Annotated in this window: 17 protein-coding genes; 7 read left to right on the forward strand and 10 right to left on the reverse strand. The window is 74.4% G+C overall.

Features of this window, described 5'->3' with window-relative positions:
• The first annotated feature begins 42 nt into the window (after nucleotides 1–42).
• The 4 genes from ACFV3E_RS10595 (at nucleotide 43) to ACFV3E_RS10610 (ending at nucleotide 5,582) form a co-directional block, all read left to right on the forward strand.
• Nucleotides 43–1,266, forward strand: coding sequence for an arginine deiminase (locus ACFV3E_RS10595; RefSeq protein WP_500534312.1), 1,224 nt, complete (start codon nucleotides 43–45; stop codon nucleotides 1,264–1,266).
• A 115-nt stretch (nucleotides 1,267–1,381) separates the two neighbouring features.
• Entirely contained in the window at nucleotides 1,382–2,386 is a 1,005-nt protein-coding gene (gene argF / locus ACFV3E_RS10600; RefSeq protein ID WP_500534313.1) for an ornithine carbamoyltransferase, read from the forward strand.
• 98 nt (nucleotides 2,387–2,484) lie between these two features.
• The gene (locus ACFV3E_RS10605; RefSeq protein WP_500534314.1) at nucleotides 2,485–3,312 is read left to right on the forward strand and encodes an enoyl-CoA hydratase family protein; all 828 of its coding nucleotides are present in this window, start codon (nucleotides 2,485–2,487) and stop codon (nucleotides 3,310–3,312) included.
• Between the two features lie 2 nt (nucleotides 3,313–3,314).
• The gene (locus tag ACFV3E_RS10610) at nucleotides 3,315–5,582 is read left to right on the forward strand and encodes a bifunctional salicylyl-CoA 5-hydroxylase/oxidoreductase (protein WP_500534315.1); all 2,268 of its coding nucleotides are present in this window, start codon (nucleotides 3,315–3,317) and stop codon (nucleotides 5,580–5,582) included.
• A gap of 48 nt (nucleotides 5,583–5,630) precedes the next feature.
• Here the strand turns inward: ACFV3E_RS10610 and ACFV3E_RS10615 are convergent, their stop codons facing one another.
• Nucleotides 5,631–6,455 carry a PaaX family transcriptional regulator gene (locus ACFV3E_RS10615; protein ID WP_500534316.1) on the reverse strand — a complete coding sequence of 275 codons (825 nt, stop codon included), beginning with the start codon at nucleotides 6,453–6,455 and terminating at the stop codon, nucleotides 5,631–5,633.
• Between the two features lie 4 nt (nucleotides 6,456–6,459).
• A complete protein-coding gene (locus ACFV3E_RS10620; protein WP_500534317.1) occupies nucleotides 6,460–8,040 on the reverse strand; it encodes an AMP-binding protein in 1,581 nt (526 codons plus the stop codon).
• Nucleotides 8,041–8,159: 119 nt separating this feature from the next.
• Between ACFV3E_RS10620 and ACFV3E_RS10625 the strand changes: the two genes are divergently transcribed.
• Together ACFV3E_RS10625 and ACFV3E_RS10630 are read left to right on the forward strand one after the other, a co-directional pair.
• On the forward strand, nucleotides 8,160–9,266 hold the full coding sequence (locus tag ACFV3E_RS10625) for an acyl-CoA dehydrogenase family protein (RefSeq protein ID WP_500534318.1): 1,107 nt from the start codon (nucleotides 8,160–8,162) through the stop codon (nucleotides 9,264–9,266).
• Nucleotides 9,263–9,661 carry a RidA family protein gene (locus ACFV3E_RS10630; RefSeq protein WP_500534319.1) on the forward strand — a complete coding sequence of 133 codons (399 nt, stop codon included), beginning with the start codon at nucleotides 9,263–9,265 and terminating at the stop codon, nucleotides 9,659–9,661. Before ACFV3E_RS10625 ends, ACFV3E_RS10630 begins: the two co-directional genes overlap by 4 nt.
• 385 nt (nucleotides 9,662–10,046) lie before the next feature.
• On the opposite strand, the gene ACFV3E_RS10635 is transcribed toward ACFV3E_RS10630, so the two are convergent.
• The 8 genes from ACFV3E_RS10635 to ACFV3E_RS10670 form a co-directional block, all read right to left on the reverse strand.
• Entirely contained in the window at nucleotides 10,047–11,282 is a 1,236-nt protein-coding gene (locus tag ACFV3E_RS10635) for an RNA polymerase sigma factor (protein ID WP_500534320.1), read from the reverse strand.
• Nucleotides 11,283–11,290: 8 nt separating this feature from the next.
• Complete coding sequence (locus ACFV3E_RS10640; protein WP_500534321.1) at nucleotides 11,291–11,644, reverse strand: YciI family protein; 354 nt, start codon at nucleotides 11,642–11,644, stop codon at nucleotides 11,291–11,293.
• A gap of 144 nt (nucleotides 11,645–11,788) precedes the next feature.
• On the reverse strand, nucleotides 11,789–14,701 hold the full coding sequence (locus ACFV3E_RS10645) for a hypothetical protein (RefSeq protein WP_500534322.1): 2,913 nt from the start codon (nucleotides 14,699–14,701) through the stop codon (nucleotides 11,789–11,791).
• A complete protein-coding gene (locus ACFV3E_RS10650; protein WP_500534323.1) occupies nucleotides 14,701–16,545 on the reverse strand; it encodes an HSP90 family protein in 1,845 nt (614 codons plus the stop codon). Before ACFV3E_RS10650 ends, ACFV3E_RS10645 begins: the two co-directional genes overlap by 1 nt.
• A 50-nt stretch (nucleotides 16,546–16,595) precedes the next feature.
• Nucleotides 16,596–17,618, reverse strand: a complete 1,023-nt coding sequence (locus tag ACFV3E_RS10655) for a hypothetical protein (RefSeq protein ID WP_500534324.1) — start codon at nucleotides 17,616–17,618, stop codon at nucleotides 16,596–16,598.
• 123 nt (nucleotides 17,619–17,741) lie between these two features.
• Nucleotides 17,742–19,271: a helix-turn-helix domain-containing protein gene (locus tag ACFV3E_RS10660; RefSeq protein ID WP_500534325.1), complete on the reverse strand. Its 1,530-nt coding sequence runs from the start codon at nucleotides 19,269–19,271 to the stop codon at nucleotides 17,742–17,744.
• A 14-nt stretch (nucleotides 19,272–19,285) separates the two neighbouring features.
• Complete coding sequence (locus tag ACFV3E_RS10665; protein ID WP_500534326.1) at nucleotides 19,286–19,792, reverse strand: methylated-DNA--[protein]-cysteine S-methyltransferase; 507 nt, start codon at nucleotides 19,790–19,792, stop codon at nucleotides 19,286–19,288.
• Between the two features lie 3 nt (nucleotides 19,793–19,795).
• Nucleotides 19,796–21,286, reverse strand: a complete 1,491-nt coding sequence (locus tag ACFV3E_RS10670; protein WP_500534327.1) for an AlkA N-terminal domain-containing protein — start codon at nucleotides 21,284–21,286, stop codon at nucleotides 19,796–19,798.
• Between the two features lie 133 nt (nucleotides 21,287–21,419).
• Between ACFV3E_RS10670 and ACFV3E_RS10675 the strand changes: the two genes are divergently transcribed.
• Nucleotides 21,420–22,247 (forward strand): isocitrate lyase/PEP mutase family protein, encoded by an 828-nt coding sequence (locus ACFV3E_RS10675; protein WP_500534328.1) that lies wholly within the window; start codon nucleotides 21,420–21,422, stop codon nucleotides 22,245–22,247.
• Nucleotides 22,248–22,268: the final 21 nt, after the last annotated feature.

The following is a 22,268-nucleotide window of genomic DNA, read 5'->3' on the forward strand; positions in this document are numbered from 1 at the left end:
TCCCTGGCGGTAAACCCTTGCCAAGTGGGAATGTCTAGCTCCATGGCATTCCATGTGGACTCCGAGGCAGGGCGGCTGCACCGCGTCATCCTCCACCGCCCCGACCTGGAGCTGAAAAGGCTCACGCCGTCGAACAAGGACGCCCTGCTCTTCGACGACGTCCTGTGGGTGCGCCGGGCCCGTGCCGAGCACGACGGCTTCGCCGACGTGCTGCGCGACCGGGGCGTGGCCGTGCACCTCTTCGGTGACCTGCTGCGGGAGACGCTGACCCTGGCCGAGGCCCGGCGCATGGTGCTGGACCGGGTCTTCGACGAGAAGGAGTACGGCCCGGTGGTCACCGACCACCTGCGCGCGGCCTTCGACGAGCTGTCCGCGGCCGAGCTGACCGAGGCCCTGGTCGGCGGCATGACCAAGCGGGAGTTCCTGGCCCGTTTCGCGGAGCCGACCTCGGTCCGCTTCCATGTGACGGACCTGGACGACTTCCTGGTCAACCCGCTGCCGAACCACATCTTCACCCGGGACACCTCGGCCTGGGTCTACGACGGGGTCAGCATCAACGCGATGCGCTGGCCGGCCCGCTGGCACGAGACGATCCACTACGAGGCGATCTACCGCCACCACCCGCTCTTCGCGGGCGGCTCCTTCCACGTGTGGTCCGAGGGGCAGGCGGCCTACCCGTCCACCATCGAGGGCGGCGACGTCCTGGTGATCGGCAACGGCGCCGTCCTCATCGGCATGAGCGAGCGCACCACCCCGCAGGCCGTGGAGATGCTGGCCCAGCGCCTGTTCAACGCCGGGTCGGCCACCACGATCGTGGCCCTCGACATGCCCAAGCGCCGTGCCTTCATGCACCTGGACACCGTGATGACGATGGTCGACGGCGACACCTTCACCAAGTACGCGGGCCTGGGCATGCTGCGCTCGTACACCATCGAGCCCGGCGCGGGGGAGCGCGACCTGAAGGTCACCGACCACCCGCCGGAGCACATGCACCGGGCCATCGCGGCGGCCCTGGGCCTGGACGACATCCGCGTGCTCACCGCGACCCAGGACGTCCATTCCGCCGAGCGCGAGCAGTGGGACGACGGGTGCAACGTGCTCGCGCTGGAGCCGGGCGTCGTGCTGGCGTACGAGCGCAACGTCACCACCAACACCTTCCTGCGCAAGCGCGGCATCGAGGTCATAGAGATCCCCGGGAGCGAACTGGGGCGCGGCCGCGGCGGTCCGCGCTGCATGAGCTGCCCCATCGAGCGGGACCCGGTCTGACGGGGCGATCCGTGGCCGGGCCCGGGCTGTATAAGGATGCGCCTGTTCGTATACACTTCCATGGTCTCGGCGCACTCATGTTCGGCACCCGGCCGACCCCGACCTAGGAGCCCCCATGGCCATCGACCTCACGGGCCGCCACTTCCTCAAGGAGCTGGACTTCGCCCCCGAGGAGTTCCGCGGGCTGGTGGACCTGGCCGCCGAGCTGAAGGCGGCCAAGAAGTCGGGCACCGAGGTCCGGCGGCTCGCCGGCCGGAACATCGCCCTGATCTTCGCCAAGACCTCCACCCGCACCCGCTGCGCCTTCGAGGTCGCCGCGGCCGACCAGGGCGCGTCCACCACCTACCTGGACCCGGCCGGCTCCCAGCTCGGCCACAAGGAGTCGGTGAAGGACACCGCCCGCGTGCTCGGCCGGATGTACGACGGCATCGAGTACCGCGGGACGGGTCAGGAGGTCGTCGAGGAACTGGCCGCCCACGCCGGGGTGCCGGTGTGGAACGGCCTCACCGACCAGTGGCACCCCACCCAGATGCTCGCCGACGTGCTCACCATGGCCGAGCACTCCCGTTCCCCGCTGGGGGAGACCGCCTACGCCTACCTCGGCGACGCCCGCTCCAACATGGGCAACTCGCTGCTGGTCACCGGCGCCCTCCTCGGCATGGACGTCCGCATCGCCGCCCCGGAGCAGCTGTGGCCGGACGGCGGCGTCGTCGCCGAGGCGCGGCGCCTCGCGCAGACCACCGGCGCCCGCGTCACCCTGACCGAGGACGTCGCCGAGGGCGTCGCCGGCGCGGAGTTCGTCCACACCGACGTCTGGGTGTCCATGGGCGAGCCTGCCGAGGTGTGGGACGAGCGCATCGCGCTGCTGAAGCCGTACGCCGTGACCGCGGACGTGCTGCGGGCCACCGGCCGCCAGGACGCGAAGTTCATGCACTGCCTGCCCGCCTTCCACGACCTGGGCACCACCTTGGCCCGGGAGATCCACGAACGGCACGGGCTGACCTCGCTGGAGGTCACCGACGAGGTCTTCGAGTCGGCGCGGTCCATCGTCTTCGACCAGGCCGAGAACCGGATGCACACCATCAAGGCCGTCCTCGTCGCCACGCTGGGAGGCGTGTGAGGCGCCGCGCATATCGCGCACTCGTGACGGCGGTCACGAAGGAGTGATAACTTCGCGGTGTTGGCAAGCCTGCCTCCCCCGCGAAGGAGGACGTGCCCATGAGCCCCTACCGAGGCTCCGCAGGCCGGACCGAGGAATGGCGGCACCTGCGCGTCGAGCGCGCCGACGGCGTCGTCACCGTCACCCTTGACCGGCCCGACAAGCTCAACGCGCTCACCTTCGGCGCCTACGCCGACCTGCGCGACCTGCTCACCGAGCTGCCGCACCACGGCGACACCCGCGTGCTCGTGCTCGCCGGGGCCGGTCGCGGCTTCTGCTCGGGCGGGGACGTCGACGAGATCATCGGCGCCACCCTCGCCATGGGTGCGGGCCAGCTCCTGGACTTCACCCGCATGACCGGACAGGTCGTCCGCGCCCTCCGCGAGGCCCCCTTCCCCGTCGTCGCCGCCATCCACGGCGTCGCGGCCGGAGCCGGTTCCGTCATCGCCCTCGCCTCCGACTTCCGGATCGTCGAGCGCTCGGCCCGCTTCGCCTTCCTCTTCACCAAGGTCGGCCTCGCGGGCGCCGACATGGGCGCCGCCTACCTGCTGCCCCGCATCGTCGGCCTCGGCCATGCCACCCGGCTGCTGATGCTCGGCGACACCGTCGGCGCCGCGGAGGCCGACCGCATCGGCCTGGTCAGCGAGCTCGTCGACGACGGGCAGGCGGACGCGAGCGCCGCCGCCCTCGCCAAGCGCCTGGCGGCCGGCCCCGCGCTGGCGTACGCGCAGACCAAGGCACTGCTCACCGCGGAGCTCGACATGCCGCTCGGCGCGGCCGTGGAGATGGACGCCGCGACCCAGGCGCTCCTGATGACCAGCGAGGACTACGCCGAGTTCCACGCCGCGTTCACCGACAAGCGCAGCCCCAACTGGAAGGGCCGTTAGCCGTGCGGGTGGCCATCATCGGCGGCGGCCCCGGCGGGCTCTACGCGGCCGCACTGCTCAAGCGCCTCGACCCGGAACGCGAGATCACCGTCTGGGAGCGCGGCTCGCCGGAGGACACCTTCGGCTTCGGCGTCGTGCTGTCCGACGAGACGCTCGGCGGCATCGAGCACGCCGACCCGGTCGTCTTCCGCGCCCTGGAGCGGGAGTTCACCCGCTGGGACGACATCGACGTGCGCCACCGCGGGCGTGCCGTCACCTCCGGCGGCCACGGCTTCGCGGCGGTGGACCGGCGCACGCTGCTGGCGGTCCTCCACGACCGCTGCCGCGACCTCGGCGTGACCGTCCGCAGCCGCGAACTCGCCCCGGCCGCCGAACGGCTGGCCCGCGACAACGACCTCGTCATCGCCGCCGACGGCGCGGGCAGCGCCACCCGCGGGGCCCACGCCGCCGTCTTCCGCCCCACCCTCACCGGCCACCGCTGCCGCTACATCTGGCTCTCCACCGACCTCGTCCTGGACGCCTTCCGCTTCGAGATCGCCGAGACCGAGCACGGCGTGATGCAGGCCCACGGCTATCCGTACCGGCCGGACGCGAGCACCTTCATCGTCGAGATGCGCGAGGACGTCTGGCAGCGCGCCGGACTGGACCGGCTGGACGAGGCCGAGTCGATCGCCCGCTGCGAGAAGATCTTCGCCGACGCCCTGCACGGCCACGGCCTGCGCGGCAACCGCTCCCGCTGGATCGCCTTCACCACCGTCGTCAACGAGCGCTGGCGGCACGGGAACATCGTGCTCCTCGGCGACGCCGCCCACACCGCGCACTTCTCCATCGGCTCCGGCACCAAGCTCGCCATGGAGGACGCCCTCGCCCTCGCCGCCTGCCTGCACGAGCAGCCCGGCGTCCCCGAGGCGCTCGCCGCCTACGAGGCCGAGCGCAAGCCGGTCGTCGCCAGCACGCAGCGCGCCGCGCGGGCCAGCCTGGAGTGGTTCGAGCACCTGGAGCAGTACACCGCCCAGCCGCCCCGGCAGTTCGCCTTCAACCTGCTCACCCGCAGCCGCCGGGTCACCCACGACAACCTGCGCCTGCGCGACGCGGAGTTCACCGCCTCCGTGGAGCGGGAGTTCGGCACCGGGCCGGACACCCCGCCGATGTTCACCCCGTTCACCCTGCGCGGGCTGACCCTGCGCAACCGGGTCGTCGTCTCGCCGATGGACATGTACTCCGCCACCGACGGCACCCCCGGCGACTTCCACCTCGTCCACCTCGGCGCCCGTGCCCTCGGCGGCGCCGGCCTGGTCATGACCGAGATGGTCTGCGTCAGCTCCGAGGGCCGCATCACCCCCGGCTGCGCGGGCCTGTGGAACGACGGCCACGAGGACGCCTGGCGCCGCGTCACCGGCTTCGTGCACGCCCGGCCCGGCGCCGCGATCGGCCTGCAGCTCGGCCACAGCGGCCGCAAGGGCTCCACCCGGCTGATGTGGGACGGCATCGACCAGCCGCTCCCGGAGGGCAACTGGCCGCTCGCGGCCCCCTCCCCGCTGCCGTACCACCCCCACGTGAGCCAGGTCCCGCACGCCCTGGACGCCGAGGGGCTCGCCGCGATCCGCGAGCAGTTCGCCGCCTCCGCCGCGCGCGGCGCCCGCGCCGGGTTCGACCTGCTGGAACTGCACTGCGCCCACGGCTACCTGCTCTCGTCCTTCCTCTCCCCGCTCACCAACCGGCGCACCGACGCCTACGGCCGCGACCTGACCGGGCGGCTGCGCTTCCCCCTGGAGGTCTTCGACGCCGTCCGCCAGGTCTGGCCCGCCGACCGCCCGATGACCGTCCGCATCTCCGCCACCGACTGGGCCGAGGGCGGCACGACCGCCGACGAGGCGGTCGAGATCGCCCGGGCCTTCGCCGCCCATGGTGCCGACGCCATCGACGTCTCCACCGGCCAGGTCGTCGCCGACGAGGCCCCCGACTTCGGCCGCTCCTACCAGACCCCCTACGCCGACCGGATCCGCAACGAACTCGGGGTGCCCGTCATCACGGTCGGCGCCATCTCCTCCTGGGACGACGTCAACTCCCTGATCCTCGCGGGCCGCGCCGACCTGTGCGCGCTCGCCCGCCCCCACCTCTACGACCCCAACTGGACGCTCCACGCCGCCGCCGAACAGGACTACTCCGGCCCCGGCGCCCCCTGGCCCCTGCCGTACCAGGCGGGCAGCCGCCGCCCGCCCACGGGCCGCACGGACGCCCCCCGGCCCCGGCTCACGCTGGACGTGTGAGGGGTCGCGGGCCGCGGGTCAGGCGAAGAGGGAGGTGACGGTGCCCGGTCACGCCGTGGGATCGGCGGACCGCGCGAACCGTGCCCCCGCGTCGCGCAGCCGTGCGTGCAGGCCCTCGAAGACCGCCGCGGCGCGGCCGCCGGGCCAGTCGGGCGGGAGGAGGGCGGGCGACAGGCCCGGGTCGGCGTAGGGGAGGCGGCGCCAGGAGTCGAGGGCGCGCAGGTAGTCCGCGAAGGCCTCCTGCGGCGGGGTCGCCTCCCGGGCGGCCCAGGCGCGCAGTACGGGCTCGTGGGCGTCGAGGAAGGCGTGGTGGCGCTTGGCGACGGCGTCGAGGTCCCACCAGCGGCGCACGGCCGCGGCCGTCGGCTCGAAGCCGAGGTGGGTGCCGGTGAAGAGGTCGACGTAGGTGTCCAGGCCGAGCCGGCGCAGGGTGTGCAGGGCCTCCTCGTGGAGGCGGGCGGGCGCGATCCACACGCCCGGGGCGGCGGTGCCGAAGCCCAGCCGGGCCAGGCGGGAGCGGAGCAGGTGCCGCTTGTGGCGCTCGCTCTCCGGCACGGAGAAGACCGCGAGCACCCATTCCTGGTCCCCGGCTCCGCCGGCCGGGTGACCGTAGATGCGGCGGTCGCCGTCGGCGAGCAGCTGCCGTGCGTCCTCGGACAGGGCGTAGCCCGCGGCGCCGCCGACGCGGTCCGGCTCCAGCAGGCCGCGGCGCTTGAGCCGGGAGACCGCCGAGCGCACCGACTGCGGGTCCACGTCCACGGCGCCCATCAGCCGGATCAGCCCGGCGACGGGTATCCGCCCGTCCCAGGCCTCGGCCCGGCCGTAGGCACCGAAGAAGGTCACGATCAGCGAACTGGGGGTGTGCTCGGTCACGCGATCACTGTAGGTCGCGCAGCCGGAAGCGCTGCAGTTTCCCGGTGGGAGTGCGGGGCAGGGCGTCGAGGAAGGCGATCTCGCGGGGGCACTTGTAGCTCGCGATCTCCTCCCGGGTGAAGGCGCGCAGCGCCTCGACCGTGTGCTCGTCGCGCGGGGGGCCGTCCCGCAGCACGACGAAGGCCCGGACGATCTGGCCGCGCTGGTCGTCCGGCACGCCGATGACCGCGGCCTCCCGCACGTCGGGGTGGCGCAGCAGCGCCTCCTCGACCTCGGGGCCCGCGATGTTGTACCCCGACGAGATGATCATGTCGTCGGCGCGGGCCACGTAGCGGAAGTAGCCGTCCGGCTCGCGCACGTAGGTGTCGCCGGTGATGTTCCAGCCTTCGCGCACGTACTCCCGCTGCCGTTCGTCCGCCAGGTAGCGGCACCCCGTGGGGCCGCGCACCGCGAGCAGCCCCGGCTCGCCGTCCGGCACGGGGGAGAGCGTCGAGGGGTCGACGACCCGGGCCTGGTAGCCCGGCACCGGCAGGCCCGTGGTGCCCGGCCGGATCACGTCGTCGGCGGCGGAGATGAAGATGTGCAGCAGCTCCGTGGCCCCTATGCCGTTGATGATCCGCAGCCCCGTCGACTCGTACCAGGCGTGCCAGGTCGCCTCGGGCAGGTTCTCGCCCGCCGACACGCAGCGCCGCAGCGAGGACAGGTCGCGGGTGCCGTGCGAGGCGAGTATGGCCCGGTAGGCGGTGGGCGCGGTGAACAGCACGGTCACCGCGTGCTCCGCGACGGCCCGGGCGAGCTGTTCGGGGCCGGCCTGCTCCAGCAGCAGCGCCGACGCCCCCACGCGCAGCGGGAAGACGACCAGGCCGCCCAGCCCGAAGGTGAAGCCCAGCGGCGGACTGCCGGCGAACACGTCCGCCGAGGTCGGTCGCAGTACGTGCGCGGAGAAGGTGTCGGCGATCGCCAGCACGTCCCGGTGGAAGTGCATGCACCCCTTGGGCCGTCCGGTCGTCCCGGAGGTGAAGGCGATCAGCGCGACGTCGTCGGCCGAGGTCTCCACCGCGGGGAAGGAGTCCGGCCGGTCGGCCGCGAGCCGCAGCAGATCGTCCGGCGCCTCCCCGCCGTACGTGGCGATGCGCAGCCCGGGCGCCTCGCACTTGGCGAGGTCGTCGACCGCGCGGATGTCGCACAGCGCGTGCCGGACGGCGGCGATCTCGCAGATCGTGGCCAGCTCGTGCGGGCGGTGCGCCGCGAGCACGGTCACCGCGACCGCGCCCGCCTTCATGACGGCGAACCAGCAGGCCACCAGCCACGGCGTGGTGGGGCCGCGCAGCAGCACGCGGTTGCCGGGCACCACCCCGAGGTCCTCGGTCAGCACGTGCGCGATGCGGTCGGAGGCGGCGCGCAGGTCCGCGTACGACCAGACCTCACCGCCCGGCATCCGCAGGCAGGGCGCCTCAGGCAGTCCGGCGGCGAGGAGTTCGGTGCCGCAGTTGAGCCGGCCGGGATAGGCCAGCTCGGGGAGGTCTTGGGTCAGGACGGGCCACTGGTCACGCGGCGGGAGGTGATCCCGCGGGAAAGTGTCCACGTGTGCTGATGGCAGCAGGTCCATGGCGGGTTCGCCCCTCGTTGGCACCTGGTTGCGGGCGGATTCAGCGTAACGTGTTTGTGACGGCAGTCAACGGTACGCGATACGGGAGGTGCCGCGTGGCATCGTTCGCGCTGGATCCGGAACAGCTCAAGTGGTGTGCACAGGTCCGTGATTGGGCCGCCGAACGGCTCCGGCCGCTGGCGGGGTCCGGCGAACCCGGGCAGGTCAACCGGCCGCTGCTCACCGCCCTCGGCGAACTCGGCCTGCTGGGGCGCCTCTTCCCCGGCACCGCCCTCGAGCTGTGCCTGCTCCGGGAGTCCCTGGCCCGGGAGTGCACCGAGGCGGAGACCGCGCTGGCCCTGCAGGGCCTGGGCGCCCACCCCCTGCTGGAATCGCCTGAACTGGCCGCCCGCTGGATCCCGCGGGTCGTCTCCGGCGAGGCCGTCGCGGCCTTCGCGCTCACCGAGCCGGGCGCCGGTTCCGACGCGGCCGCCCTCGAACTGGCCGCGGAGCCCGCGCCGGACGGCGGCTGGCGGCTCACCGGCGAGAAGTGCTGGATCTCCAACGCCCCCGAGGCCGACATCTACACGGTCTTCGCCCGGACCACCCCCGGAGCCGGGGCCCGCGGCGTCACCGCCTTCGCCGTCCCGGCCGACCGCCCCGGCCTCGGCGGCGAACACCTCGACATGCTCTCCCCGCACCCCATCGGGCGGCTGCGCTTCGACGCCGTACCGGTCGGGCGGCACGACGTGATCGGCGAGGTCGACCGCGGTTTCCGGGTCGCCATGACCACCCTCAACCGTTTCCGGCCCAGCGTCGGTGCCTTCGCGGTCGGCATGGCGCAGGCCGCCCTCGACGCGGCCACCGCCCACGCCGCCTCCCGCACCGCCTTCGGCGCGCCCCTGAAGGAGCTCCAGGCCGTCTCCCACACCCTCGCCGAGATGGCCACCCGCACCGAGGCCGCCCGCCTGCTGGTCTACGCCGCCGCCGAGGCCTACGACTCCGGCGCTCCCGGCACCGCCCGCAGCTCCGCCATGGCCAAGCTCTTCGCCACCGAGACCGCCCAGTACGCCGTCGACGCGGCCGTCCAGATCCACGGGGCCCGCGCCCTGGAGCGCGGCCACGTCCTGGAACACCTCTACCGCGAGGTCCGCGCACCGCGTATCTACGAAGGTGCCACCGAAGTCCAGCGGTCGATCATCGCCAAGGAGCTCTTCGCATGACCCTCAACCGGATCAACCCGCCCGAGCTCTCCCCGCCCACCGGCTTCAGCCACGCCGTCACCGCCACCGGCCGCACCCTCGTCCTCCTCGCGGGACAGACCGCCCTGGACTCCGGGGGCAAGGTCGTCGGGGACACGCTCCCCGCCCAGTTCGAGCACGCGCTGATCAACCTGCTCACCGCTCTCCAGGCCGCCGGCGGCACCCCCGCCGACCTCGCCCGCCTCACCGTCCACACCACCAACGTCGCCGCCTACCGCGACCACGCGCCCGAACTCGGCCGCATCTGGCGCGCCCTTGCAGGCCGTGACTACCCGGCGATGGCGGTCATCGGCATCACCCGCCTGTGGGACGAGGAGGCCATGGTCGAACTCGACGGCCTCGCCGTGCTTTCCTGACCCGAAGTCAGGAGGAACCCGGGGTACGGAGGGTGGCCCGGCACGTCGGCGGTGGCCGCTCGCCGTTCCCTGCGCCCGACGGCCGGGGATCGCGCAGGTGGCAGCCGCCGCAGGCCGGGGACGGTGGCCGGGCGTCACGGTGTCCGCGACGCTTCACGACGGTGGCTGTGGCGCCGATCCGCGCGCCGCCGGGCGTACGTAAGGACGGCGCGGCCGCTGCCGGTACGCGACGAGCCCGGGTGTGGGTGCGTGGGGCCAGGGCCGGGACCCGAGGCGGTGTCACCGCCGTGGTGCGGCCGCGGCGTCGTGCGGGGCCCGCGCCGTCGCGGCGGAGGTGGCCCCGCTCCGCGCGCGTCCGCCCGGTTCCGAAGGCCCCGCAAGGCGGTCACTTCGGGCCGCCGAGCGCCTCACGTCTGCGCCGCAGGAAGTCCCGTTCGGCCTCGTTCTCTGTGCGGGCGGCGGCTGCTCCGTACGCCTGCGCGGCCTCGGGCGTACGGCCCAGGCGGCGCAGGAGGTCGGCGCGGACGGCGTGGAAGGCGGGGTAGCCCTCCAGGGGGAGGCCGTCGACGGCGGCGAGCGCGGCGGCGGGACCCTCGACCTCGGCGAGGGCGACGGCGCGGTTGAGGGCGACCACGGGGCCCGGGGCGAGCGTCGTCAACTGGTCGTAGAGCGCCAGGATCTGCCGCCAGTCCGTGGCGGCCGCGACCGGGGCGTCGCTGTGCACGGCGCTGATCGCCGCCTGGATCTGGTACGGCCCCGGCCGGCCGTGCCGCAGGCAGCGGCGGACCAGTGCCCGGCCCTCCGCGACCAGCGGCCGGTCCCACAGGGCGCGGTCCTGCTCGGCCAGCGGCACCGCTTCGCCGTCCGCGGCGGTGCGGGCCGGGCGGCGTGCCTGGACCAGCAGCATCAGGGCGAGCAGCCCCAGCACCTCGGGCTCGTCGGGCATGAGCCCGGCCAGCAGCCGGCCCAGGCGGATCGCCTCGGCGCACAGGTCCTCGCGGACCAGGCGGTCCCCGGAGCCGGGCAGGTACCCCTCGTTGAAGACCAGGTACACCACCGCGAGGACGGCGCCGAGCCGTTCGGGCAGGTCGGCCTCGTCCGGGACCCGGTACGGGATCCGGGCGTCGCGGATCTTGCCCTTCGCCCTGACCAGGCGCTGGGCCATGGTGCTCTCGGGGACGAGGAAGGCCCGGGCGATCTCGGCGGTGGTGAGCCCGCCCAGCAGCCGGAGCGTCAGCGCCACCCGTGAGGCCGGGGCGAGCGCGGGGTGGCAGCAGGTGAAGAGCAGACGGAGCCGTTCGTCCCGCACGGGGCCCTCCTCGCCGGGTTCCCGGACGTCCCGGGCGTCCTGCAGCAGGGCGGCCCGGGCCTGCCGGTCCTCGCGGGCCGCCTCCCGGCGCAGCCGGTCGATCGCGCGGTTGCGGGCGGTCGTGATGATCCACCCCGCGGGGCTCGGCGGCAGCCCGGTCCGCGGCCACCGCTGGACGGCCGTGGTGAAGGCGTCCTGGACCGCCTCCTCGGCGACGTCGATGTCGCCGAACCGGCGGACCAGGACGGCCACCGCGCGCCCGTACTCCTCGCGGAAGACCCGCTCGACCTCCGGTGCGCCCGGCTCCGGCACGCCGGCCGTCAGTCCTCGACCTCGTGCGCGAAGGGCCGGACCTCGATGGGCAGCGTGGTCACCCGGGCCAGCCGGCGGCCCCAGGCGAGCGCGGCGTCGAGGTCGGCCGCCTTGATGATCGTGAAGCCGCCGAGGTACTCCTTGCTCTCCGCGAACGGCCCGTCCGTGACGAGCACCTCCTCGCCCCGCAGCCGCAGCACGGTGGCCGTGTCCGGGGCGTTCAGCCCCGCGCCGAAGACCCAGGCCCCGGCCTCCTTCATCTCCCGGTTGAGGACGTCCAGGTCGGCCAGGACCCGGGCGAGGAACTCGGGCGGCGGCGGGGTCGCCTCGGGCTGGTACACGCTGAGCAGGTAGTGCTTCATGTCGGGCGTCCTCGTGGTCCGGGCCGGCCCTTCGCCGGCGTTCCACCCTCTACACGAACGGCGACCGCCCGGATCGACACCCCGCGCCCTGCGGATGTCCGGGGACGGGCGCCGAGGGCGGTCACCTCGTTCGTACCACGGGTGTCAGCCCCGGAGGCGCGACGACACCTCGTCCCTGACCCGGGACAGGACCCCGGCCGCGTGGTCGAGCCCCGCGGCCCGGCACCGGGTGATCGCGGCACCGAGACGGGACAGGGCCGCGTCCGGCCGGTCCAGGCCGTTCGCCTCGACGAGGGCGGCGACCCGGACGGCCTCGGCGCGCGGCGCCTCGCCCCGCGGCCCGCCCTCCTCGTGGGCGGCGATCGCCCGCTCCAGTTCTGCGAGCGCCTCGGGGAAGCGCTCGGCGCCGGCATAGGCCCGGCCGCGCTGGTAGTGCGTGGCGCCGCTCTCGTACCAGAGGGCGAAGTCCTCGTCGTCCGCGGGCACGGCCGCCAGCACCTCGTCGGCCCGGCGCAGGTGGTCCAGGGCGGTCTCCAGGCCCTCGGCGCCCTGTGCCGAGACGGCGGAGCCCGCGAAGTCCCGCATCATCTCCGCGACCGCGTGCGGGTTCGGCCCCTTCGCGTGCGAGGCGACGGCGCGGTCGTACGCGGAGCGCGCCGCGTCCTCGCGGCCGGCCTCCAGCAGGGCGACGGCGGCCTCCGAGGCGGCGAGCGTGTGCGTGAACTGCTCCTCCCACCCCTGGACGGCGTCGGCCAGCAGCAGGAACTGCTCGGCGCTCGCGCGGTGCTCCTCCAGTTCCCGCAGGCCCCGCGCCAGCAGCAGCCGGGCCTGGGCCAGGGCGCGTTCGTCCATGCCGGCCGCGGCCTCGTCGCAGACCAGCGACTCCAGCACGGCGACGGCGTCCGCCTGGCGGTCGGCGCGGGCGAGCACGTCCGCCAGCTCCACCCGCAGCTCGGCGGCGCCCGTGACGTCGCCCTCGCGGTCCAGCCGCGCCGCGGCGTCGGACAGATGGCGTACGGCGGCGTTCAGGTCGCCCGCGTGATCGGCGGCGTGGCCGAGCAGCGCGTGGGTGCGCGCCACCGGGAACGCGGTGTCGCCATGGGCGGTGGCCGTGGCGAGCGCGCCGTGGAACTGCTCCATGGCCTCCTCGGGGCGGTGCTGCTGCAGCAGCACCTGGCCGAGCAGGCCCCGCGGGCGGGTGGCGCGCCAGGGCGTCCCGGCCGCCTCCACGACCCGCAGCGCGCTCCGCAGTTCCCGCTCGGCGCCGTCCAGGTCCCCGGAGCGCGCCGCGAGATCGGCGGCGGACATCCGGGTGTTGACCGTGCGCTCCGGGATGCCGAGCCGCTCCGACTCCGCCAGGGCCTCGGCCACGGCCGCCTCGAAGCGCTCGCGCAGTTCCACGGGGACGTCCGGCAGCGTGGCCGCCGCCTCGGTGTGGGCGAGGTAGGCACGGCACTGCAGTACGACGCAGTAGGCGCGCCGGACCTCGGCGGAGCCCTCGTCCACCAGTGCGCGGGCCTCGGCCCGCACCGCGTCCAGCTCCGCCCGGCCCGCGACGGCCTCCGGGCCGGGCTCCACGCCCACCGACGCCAGCCGCGCGCGGGAGGTCAGGACGCGCTCGGGCATGCCGGCCAGGGCGAACAGCTCCCGTGCCTCGGTGAGCGCGGCCCTGGCCGCCGTGCGGTCCTCGTCCTCCATGGCCGCGAAGGCGCGGTGCTCGGCCAGTTCGGCCCGCAGCCGCTCCTCCGGGCCCAGCCGGGGGTCGTGCACATGGCCCTCGGCACCGGCGCGCTCGGCGATCCGGCGCCACAGCTCCTCGTCGCCGGGACGGCCCGCGTCCCCCATCTCGCGGGCCCTCTCCACCAGTTCGACGAAGTCCTCGGGCACCTCCCGCGCGCTCACGGCCATGGGCGGGGCTGTCGCCGCCGGCCCGGCCGCCGGGGACGGCACGGCCGCGGTGCGCAGACCGAGTGCCAGCGGCTCGGCGAGCGGCGGGCGCCGGGTCAGGCGTGCCCGGCGGCGCTCGCCGACGCTGCCGGTGCCGTTGCGGCGGTCGAACGCCGCGGCCAGGGTGTCGCCCTGCTCGCTCACGTGGTCCTGCAGTTCCCGCGCGGTCCAGGTGCGCCCCAGCGGTCCGGCGACGGGGGTCGTGTCGTACCCCTGGTCGACCAGGCGCCGGGTGAGGACCTCGACGCCGGTGAGGAAACCGAGCAGCGACAGCGGCGCGCCGGTGGTGCCGAAGAGGGCGCGGTTCTCGGCGAGGATCTCCAGCGCCCGGCCCTCGTTGCCGGACAGCGCGCAGAACTCCACGTGCAGTCCGGTCTCCTCGGCCATGCCGATCCGGCCCCGGGCGTGCCGGTAGCCCGTCAGATGGTGGGAGCGGGCCTCGTCGGTGCGGCCGAGGCGCAGCAACGGCAGCAGGGCGTGGGCCTGGGTGACCCAGGGCTCCTCCTCGCAGTTCCGGACGCCGTCGAGGACCGGTTCCCAGGTCCGCAGGGCCCGCTCGTCGTCGCCCGCCGCGAGGTGGTGCAGTCCCTGGTGCCGGGTCTCGCAGGCCTGGCAGTCGCTGAGCCGCTCCTGGCGCCGGGTGACCCACAGGTCCCAGGCCGTCTCGCGGTCCGCGCCGGTGTGGGCGGCGATCCGGTGCCGCATGGCCGCGACCGGCTGCAGGCCCTCACCGGCCGCGCGGTAGCGCTCGCCCATCTGGCCGACCCACCCGTGGACCGCCGCCAGCGGGACGTCCGGCACCTGGAGCAGCGAGGTCGTCACCCACTTGTGGCGCCACAGCACCTGATGGCCCTCCCACTCGCTGAAGGAGCCGGGCACCTCCTCCCACAGCTTGAGGATCCGGGCGAAGACGACCGGCGACTTGCGGTGCTCGGCGGCGTACTCGTACGCCGACATGAGTTCGAGCAGCGCCGTCACGAGGACGTCCTTCTCCTCGAACTGCTCGGCCGCCTCGACCAGTTCCTCGGCGGTCACGGTGCGGGGCGTTCCGTAGGGGCGCTCGTTGTTCTCGCGGAGCGCCTCGAACACGGCCTCGGGGGTGTCCAGCATCAGTGCTCCTTGGCGTCCGGCCCGGACGCGGGGGTGTCCTGGTCGTGCATGGCGTGGGTGAGCAGACCGATGAAGGCCCGGTTGAGCAGCGCGCTCTCCGAGGACTTCAGCGGCCGCCGGGTGAGCAGCAGCGCCTGCCCGTACAGGGCCTCGGCGGTGGTGAGGGCCAGCCCGCGCTCGGTGACGGTGGCGGCCCGGCGCACCAGCGGGTTGAGGTGGTTGAGGACGAGCTGGGCCCGCGGGGCCTGCGTGCGCAGCGAGCCGAGGATGTCCGCCCACAGCCCGTCGCTGCTCTCCGCGAGGCCGGACCGGGTGCGCTCGTGGCGTGCCTCGCGGTCGTCCAGGAGCAGCGCGGGCGCCGTGACCGGCTGGAAGGCCCGCAGCACGACGTCGCAGTCGTACTGGCCGACGACCTCGCGGGCGACCGCGAGGAAGGAGGCGGCGGCGAGTTCGGCTGCCGAGTCGACCGGGTCGAGGTGTGCGGTCATGGTGGCCGGGTCCAGGTCGGTGACCGTGGTGCCGGGACGGATCTCCGGCAGCCGGTGCACCAGGTCCCGGTCGTAGGTGTAGCCGCCGTTGACGACGCCGAGACCGGCCGCCGCCGCGATCGGGGCGACCTGCCGGAACTCGTCGACGCTGCGGGTGACCAGCACCGTGGGGTGGGCGCGGGCGAACTCCTCCAGGGTGACGTTGCCGTCCGTGGTCTCGAAGGGCAGCCACGGCAGCAGCATCCGCAGCAGTGCGTCGTCGTAGCGGGCCAGCGCCTTGACGGCGAGGTGGTGGCTGTCGACGAAGCGCCGCAGGAGCGCCGGGTCGCTGGCGGCGAGCCCGGTCAGCCAGTCGCGGATGCGGGCGCCCAGCGCGTCGCGGACGGCGGCCAGGGTCTCGTCCTCGTACAGCGCCTCGCGGGAGGCCGTCGGGCGCAGACTGGTGACGTCCACGACGCAGCGGACGAAGAACGCCCATTCCGGCAGGAGCTCGGCGGCCCGGTCCGAGAGCAGCATGCCCTTCAGGTGCACCCGGTGCCCGGCCCGTTCCGACGGGTTGACGGGGGTCGGCAGTACGTAGGCCACGCCGCGCAACCCGGCGACGGGCAGGTCGAGGTCGATGGCGTCGAGCGGGGTGAAGCCGAACGTCGCGCGGCAGTGCTCGGCGAGCGCCTCGGCGCGGGCCAGCGGGGAGCCGTGGCGGCGCTCCCACGGCGGGGTCTCGTTGATCGAGGTCGTCTCGCCGCGCGGGTCGACGACGGTGACCTCGTGCCGCAGCAGGCTGCCGTAGTGCCGGGCCAGCGACGCCACCCGGCCGGGCTCCGTCCACTCGCCGGCGTCCGCGCGCGGGGTCAGCGTCACGCGCGTGCCCGGCTCGGGCAGCGCGTCGGCGGGGAGCGTGCGGAGGGTGTAGCTGCCGTCGGAGCGGCCGCGCCATTCGACGGCCGGGGCGCCGGGGGCGGTCGCCGGGCGGCTGACGACCGTGATCTCGTCGGCCACCACGAAGCAGGCCAGCAGCCCGATGCCGAACTGGCCGATGAAGTCGCCGCGGGCGGCCTCGATCTCGCCGTCGGCGGCGCGCTTGGAGCTGCGCCCGATGGTGGCGAGGAAGGTGTGCACGTCGGCCTCGCTCAGCCCGACACCGGTGTCGGTGACGCTGAGCGTCCCACCGGTCCGCACGGTGATCCTGGCCGGTGCGCCCGGCTGGACCGCCTGCCGGGCGGTGATCGCGTCGACGGCGTTCTGCAGCAGCTCCCGCAGGTAGACGCGGGGGCTGGAGTAGAGGTGGTGGGAGAGCAGGTCGACCAGGCCGCGCAGGTCGACCTGGAACGTGTGCGCTGACGGGGACTGGGACACCGAAGGGGCCTTCCGGGCGGTGCGCGGACGGGGAACGGGGCGCGGGGCGGTCAGGGACGTCCGGCGCGGGACCGCAGGGAGCGGTAGGCCGCCACCGGGTCGTTGCCGTTGAGGTACTGCCACGGGAACTCGGTGACGAGTCCGCCGGTGGCGGCGAAGGCCTCGGCCGCCGCCTTCTTCTCGCCGGCCAGCGCGAAGGCCATGGCGAAGGCGTTGAACGTCCCGACCGGGTCGAGGGCGCCCTGGTACGCCGCGTTGCGGTAGGAGCGGTCCGCGGCCTCGTGCAGCTCCTTCTCGACCTGCAGGCGGAGCATGTACGCCGTGTCGTCGCCGCGGTCCAGGTCGCCCCAGTGCTCGAGGTGCGCGACCGCGACGAGCACGCCCAGGTCGCTGCCCTCGGGGGCGGCGAGCATGGACTCCCGGGCGAAGGCGTGCATCTCCTCGTGCGAACCGCCCCACTTGCGGCACACCTGCTGCAACTGCTGCTGGTGCGCCCCCAGGTGCAGCGGGGAGCGCCGTACGGTCGCTTCGAAGCGCAGCCGCGCGAGGTCCGGGCCGACCTGCAGCCCCCGGCCGCTCATCTGCAGGAAGTACCAGGGGGACGCCCACGCGGGTTCGAGCTCCGCGGCCCGGTACAGCAGGTCCTCGGCCACTTCGAGGCGCTCGTGGAACACCTGGAACTGCTCACGCGAGACGTGCTGCGCGCGCAGTCCGGTCCGGGCCTCCCAGGCCCAGGTCACCTGGCGGGCGCCCGCCACCAGCTGGGCGAGCCCGGAGTCGGGCTCGGCCGCCACGACGGCCGGCATCCAGCGTTCCCAGCCGTCGACGTCCACGACGTTCGCCACGAGCCAGCTGCGCTCGCGGTCGTCGGCCACCGCCGACAGCCGCTCCCGGATCGCGGGCCAGTCCGCCGCGGCGGCGGCCGCGCGCAGGTCCGCGAGCGCGGGGTTGCCCCGCGCCGGATCGAGCCGGGGCGACGGGCGCGGCGCCCACCGCCTCAGTGAGAACGCGGAACTGCGCCGCGCGCTGCCGTCCACCGTCCCGCCCGCGGTACCACCTCGGACCGCCACCATGAAGACCCCCTCCTGGCCTGGCCGTTCCTCCCCCATGGGCCATGATCCGCGGCCCGGAGCATGACTATCACGGCCACCTTGCGGGGGAGTAGCCGGATTCCCGGCCAGGAGGGGCGGGGCGGGTCAGATGTCGCGGAACGTCTCGATCTGCGCCCCGATGGAGTTGAGCCGCTCGGCCAGCTCCTCGTAGCCGCGGTTGATGACGTACACGTTCCGCAGCACCGAGGTGCCCTCGGCGGCGAGCATCGCCAGCAGGGTCACCACGGCGGGCCGCAGGGCCGGCGGGCACATCATCTCGGCGGTGCGCCAGCGGGTCGGGCCCTCGACCAGCACCCGGTGCGGGTCCAGCAGCTTGACGTTGGCGCCGAGCCGGGTCAGCTCGGTGAGGTAGATGGCGCGGTTGTCGTAGACCCAGTCGTGGATGAGGGTCGAGCCCTGGGCCGTGGCGGCGATGGCCGCGAAGAAGGGCACGTTGTCGATGTTGAGGCCCGGGAAGGGCATGGGGTGGATCTTGTCGATGGGGGAGCGCAGCTTGGAGGGGCGCACGGTGAGGTCGATCAGCCGGGTGCGGCCGTTGTCGGCGGGGTACTCGGCCGAGCGCTCGTGGTCCAGGCCCATCTCCTCCAGGACCGCCAGCTCGATCTCCAGGAACTCCACCGGCACCCGCCGGATGGTCAGCTCGGACTCGGTGACCACGGCCGCGGCCAGCAGGCTCATGGCCTCCACCGGGTCCTCGGAGGGCGCGTAGTCCACGTCCCGGTCGATGGCGGTGACACCGTGCACGGTCAGCGTGGTGGTGCCGATGCCGTCCACCCGGACGCCCAGCTCCTCCAGGAAGAAGCACAGGTCCTGGACCATGTAGTTCGAGCTGGCGTTGCGGATGACGGTCACCCCGTCGTGCCGGGCGGCCGCCAGGAGCGCGTTCTCGGTCACGGTGTCGCCGCGCTCGGTCAGCACGATCGGCCGCCGCGGGGCCACCGAGGGGGCGACCCGGGCGTGGTACATCCCGCTGGTGGCGGTCACCTCCAGCCCGAAGTGCCGCAGGGCGGTCATGTGCGGCTGGACGGTACGGGTGCCGAGGTCGCAGCCGCCCGCGTACGGGATGCGGAAGCGGTCGGTGCGGTGCATCAGGGGGCCGAGGAACATGATCACGCTGCGGGTGCGGCGGGCGGCGTCGGTGTCCATGGCGTCCAGCTCCAGCCGGGCGGGCGGGACGATCTCCAGGTCGTTGCCGTCGTTGATCCAGCGGGTCCGCACGCCGATGCTGTTCAGCACCTCCAGGATGCGGTAGACCTCCTCGATCCGCGCGACGCGGCGCAGGGTGGTCCGCCCGGAGTTCAGCAGCGTGGCGCACAGCAGCGCCACGCACGCGTTCTTGCTGGTCTTGACGTCGATGGAGCCGGAGAGCCGGCGCCCGCCCACGACACGCAGGTGCATGGGACCCGCGTAGCCGAGGGAGACGATCTCGCTGTCGAGCGCTTCACCGATTCGGGCGATCATCTCAAGGCTGATGTTCTGGTTCCCGCGTTCAATACGGTTCACCGCGCTCTGGCTGGTCCCGAGTGCCTCCGCCAGTTGGGACTGGGTCCAGCCCCGGTGCTGGCGGGCGTCACGGATGAGCTTGCCGATGCGTGCGAGGTAGTCGTCTCCCATGCGGAGAGACTATCTCACATATGAGATGGCAAGCCGAGCTCCAGGTCCAGCAGGTACCGCTTGCGCTCCAGTCCGCCCCCGTATCCGGTGAGGCTGCCGGAGGCTCCGACCACACGGTGGCAGGGCACGATGATGCCGACCGGGTTGCGTCCGTTGGCGAGCCCGACGGCGCGCGACGCGCCGGGGCTGCCGAGCTCCTCCGCCAGCTGACCGTACGTCATCACGGTGCCGTACGGGATGGCCCGCAGACCCGCCCAGACACGCTGCTGGAAGAGGGTGCCGCGCAGGTCGAGCGGCAGGTCGAAGGCGGTCAACTCGCCCGTGAAGTAGGCCCGCAGCTGCTCGGCGGCCCGCGTGAACGGCGACGTCGCCGGGTCGCGGCGCGCGCCGAAGGACTCCTCCGGCGGCCGGTGACGCTGGGCGGGCATGTAGAGACCGGACAGGACGCCGTCGGTCGCGACCAGGGTCAGCGGCCCGACGGGGCTGTCGATCAGGGCGTGTGTGCGAAGGGACATGATCATTCCTCAGGCCGGGTCGGCGGGCAGGACGTTGACGGGGTGGTCGCCGGTGGCCCACAGGTGCTGCACGGCGTACGCGCGCCACGGCCGCCAGGCCGCGGCCCGCCGGACGAGGGCCGCGGGGGTCGTGGGGAGGCCCAGTTTTTCCGCGGCCGACCGTACGCCCAAATCGGTGGCGGGGAAGGCGTCCGGGTCGCCGAGCGCCCGCATCGCGACCACCTCGACCGACCACGGGCCGAAGCCCGGCAGCGCGGCGAGCTGCCGCCGGGCCTTCTCCCAGTCGCTGCCGACGTCCAGGTCCAGGCCCCCCTCGGTGAGCGCGGCCACCAGGGAGGTCAGCGTGGCCCGCCGGGTGCCCGGCATCGCCAGGGACCCCGGGTCCAGGGCCGTCAGCGCCCACGGCGAGGGGAACAGGTGGGTCAGCCCGCCCCCGGGGTCGGCGACGGGCTCGCCGTGCGCCGTCACCAGCCTGCCGGCCAGCGTGCGCGCCGCGGCGGTCGACACCTGCTGCCCGAGCACCACGCGCACCGCGAACTCCGGCCCGTCCACCGTGCGCGGCACCCGGCGCCCGGGGTCCTTGTCCACGTACGGGGCGAGCAGCGGGTCCTCCCGGAGCAGCCCGTCGACGGCGACCGGGTCGGCGTCCAGGTCGAGCAGCCACCGGCAGCGGCTGATCGCGTGCGACAGGTCCCGCCAGTCGGTGAGGGAGAGCCGGCAGGCGACGTGGTCGGGCTCGGGCCGCAGGGCCACGATCCCGTGGCCGTGGGGCAGCCGCAGTGTGCGGCGGTACGCACCCTCCCGCCACTCCTCCACGCCCGGCACGGCGGTCGCGGCCAGGTGCCCGAAGAGGTTGCCGGGGCACAGCGGCGCCCGGAAGGGCAGCCGCAGCGCCAGCGAGCCCGCCACGTCGGCGGCGGGGGCGGAGTGCCGCCCCCGTGCCGCCCGCGTCCGCAACTCGGTCGGGGTGAGCGCGAAGACCTCGCGCACGGTGTCGTTGAAGGCGCGGATGCTGCTGAACCCGGCGGCGAAGGCGACGTCGGCCATCGGCAGCGCCGAGGTCTCGACCAGCAGGCGGGCCGTCTGCGCCCGCTGCGCACGGGCGAGGGCGAGCGGCCCGGCCCCGAGTTCGGCCCGCAGCTGCCGCTCCACCTGCCGGGTGCTGTAGCCGAGACGCGCCGCGAGCCCGGGTACGCCGTCCCGGTCGACGACCCCGTCCGCGATCAGGCGCATGGCGCGGGCCACCAGGTCCGCCCGCTCGTTCCACCGCGGGGAACCGGGGGCGGCGTCGGGGCGGCAGCGCTTGCAGGCGCGGAACCCGGCCTGCTGGGCGGCGGCCGCGCTCGGGTAGAAGGTCATGTTCTGCGGCTTCGGCGGCACCGCGGGGCAGCCGGGCCGGCAGTAGATGCGGGTGGTCAGCACCGCGGTGAAGAACCACCCGTCGAAACGGGAGTCCTTCGACTGCACGGCGCGCACACAGCGCTCGAAGTCCTCATGCACATCCCCCAGCATCCGTGGCCCGCGCGGGCCGGGGCTAGCGAGAATCCGACGTGGACGTACGGGGAGGCGGCGCGGGACGTAGGTGTCGGATATCCGCCGGACCCGGGGCCCGGCCGGTGATGGACTGCGGTCCGTGATCAGCGAACTCAAGGCCAAGGCCGAACTCTTCCACTCCCTCCACGTCCCCGGTCGCCCGCTGCTGCTGGCCAACGCCTGGGACGCCGCCAGTGCCCGCGTCGCCGAGCGCGCCGGGGCCGCCGCCGTCGCCACCACCAGTTCCGGGGTCTCCTGGACCCTGGGCACCGCGGACGGCGACCACGTCGACCGCGTCCTCGCGCTGGAGCTGACCGCGCGGGTCGCCGCGGCCGTCTCCGTCCCCGTCAGCGCCGACGTCGAGGGCGGCTACGCGGCCGACCCCGAGGGCGTCGCGGAGACGGTGCGGGCGGTGCTGGCCGCGGGCGCGGTCGGGATCAACATCGAGGACTCCCACGACGGCGGTCCTGCGCCGCTGCGCACGGCCGACGGCCAGGCCGCCCGCATCGCCGCCGCCCGCCGCGCCGCCGACGAGGCCGGGGTGCCGTTGTTCGTGCACGCCCGCACCGACACCTTCCTGCGGGGCGCGGGGGACCTGGGGGAGACCCTGGAGCGTGCCGCCGGCTACCTCGCGGCGGGCGCCGACGGCATCTTCGTGCCCGGCGTGACCGACCCGGCCGTCGTCGCCGCCCTGGCCGAGGGCATCGACGCCCCCGTCGGCATCCTCGCCGGGCCCGGCGCGCCGCCGGTGTCCGTACTGGCCTCCGCCGGCGCCGCGCGCGTCAGCCTCGGCAGCGCGGTCGCCGAGGCCGCCTACGCCCTCGTCGGCCGCGCCACCCGCGAGCTGCTCGCCACCGGCACGTACGCCGCCGTCGCGGGCGGCATCCCCTGGGGCGAGCTCAACGCACTGATGCTCCCGCAGGCGTGAGGGCAGGGCCTCACGGCGGCA

This window comes from Streptomyces sp. NPDC059718 (assembly GCF_042733315.1).
Classification (GTDB): Bacteria; Actinomycetota; Actinomycetes; order Streptomycetales; family Streptomycetaceae; genus Actinacidiphila.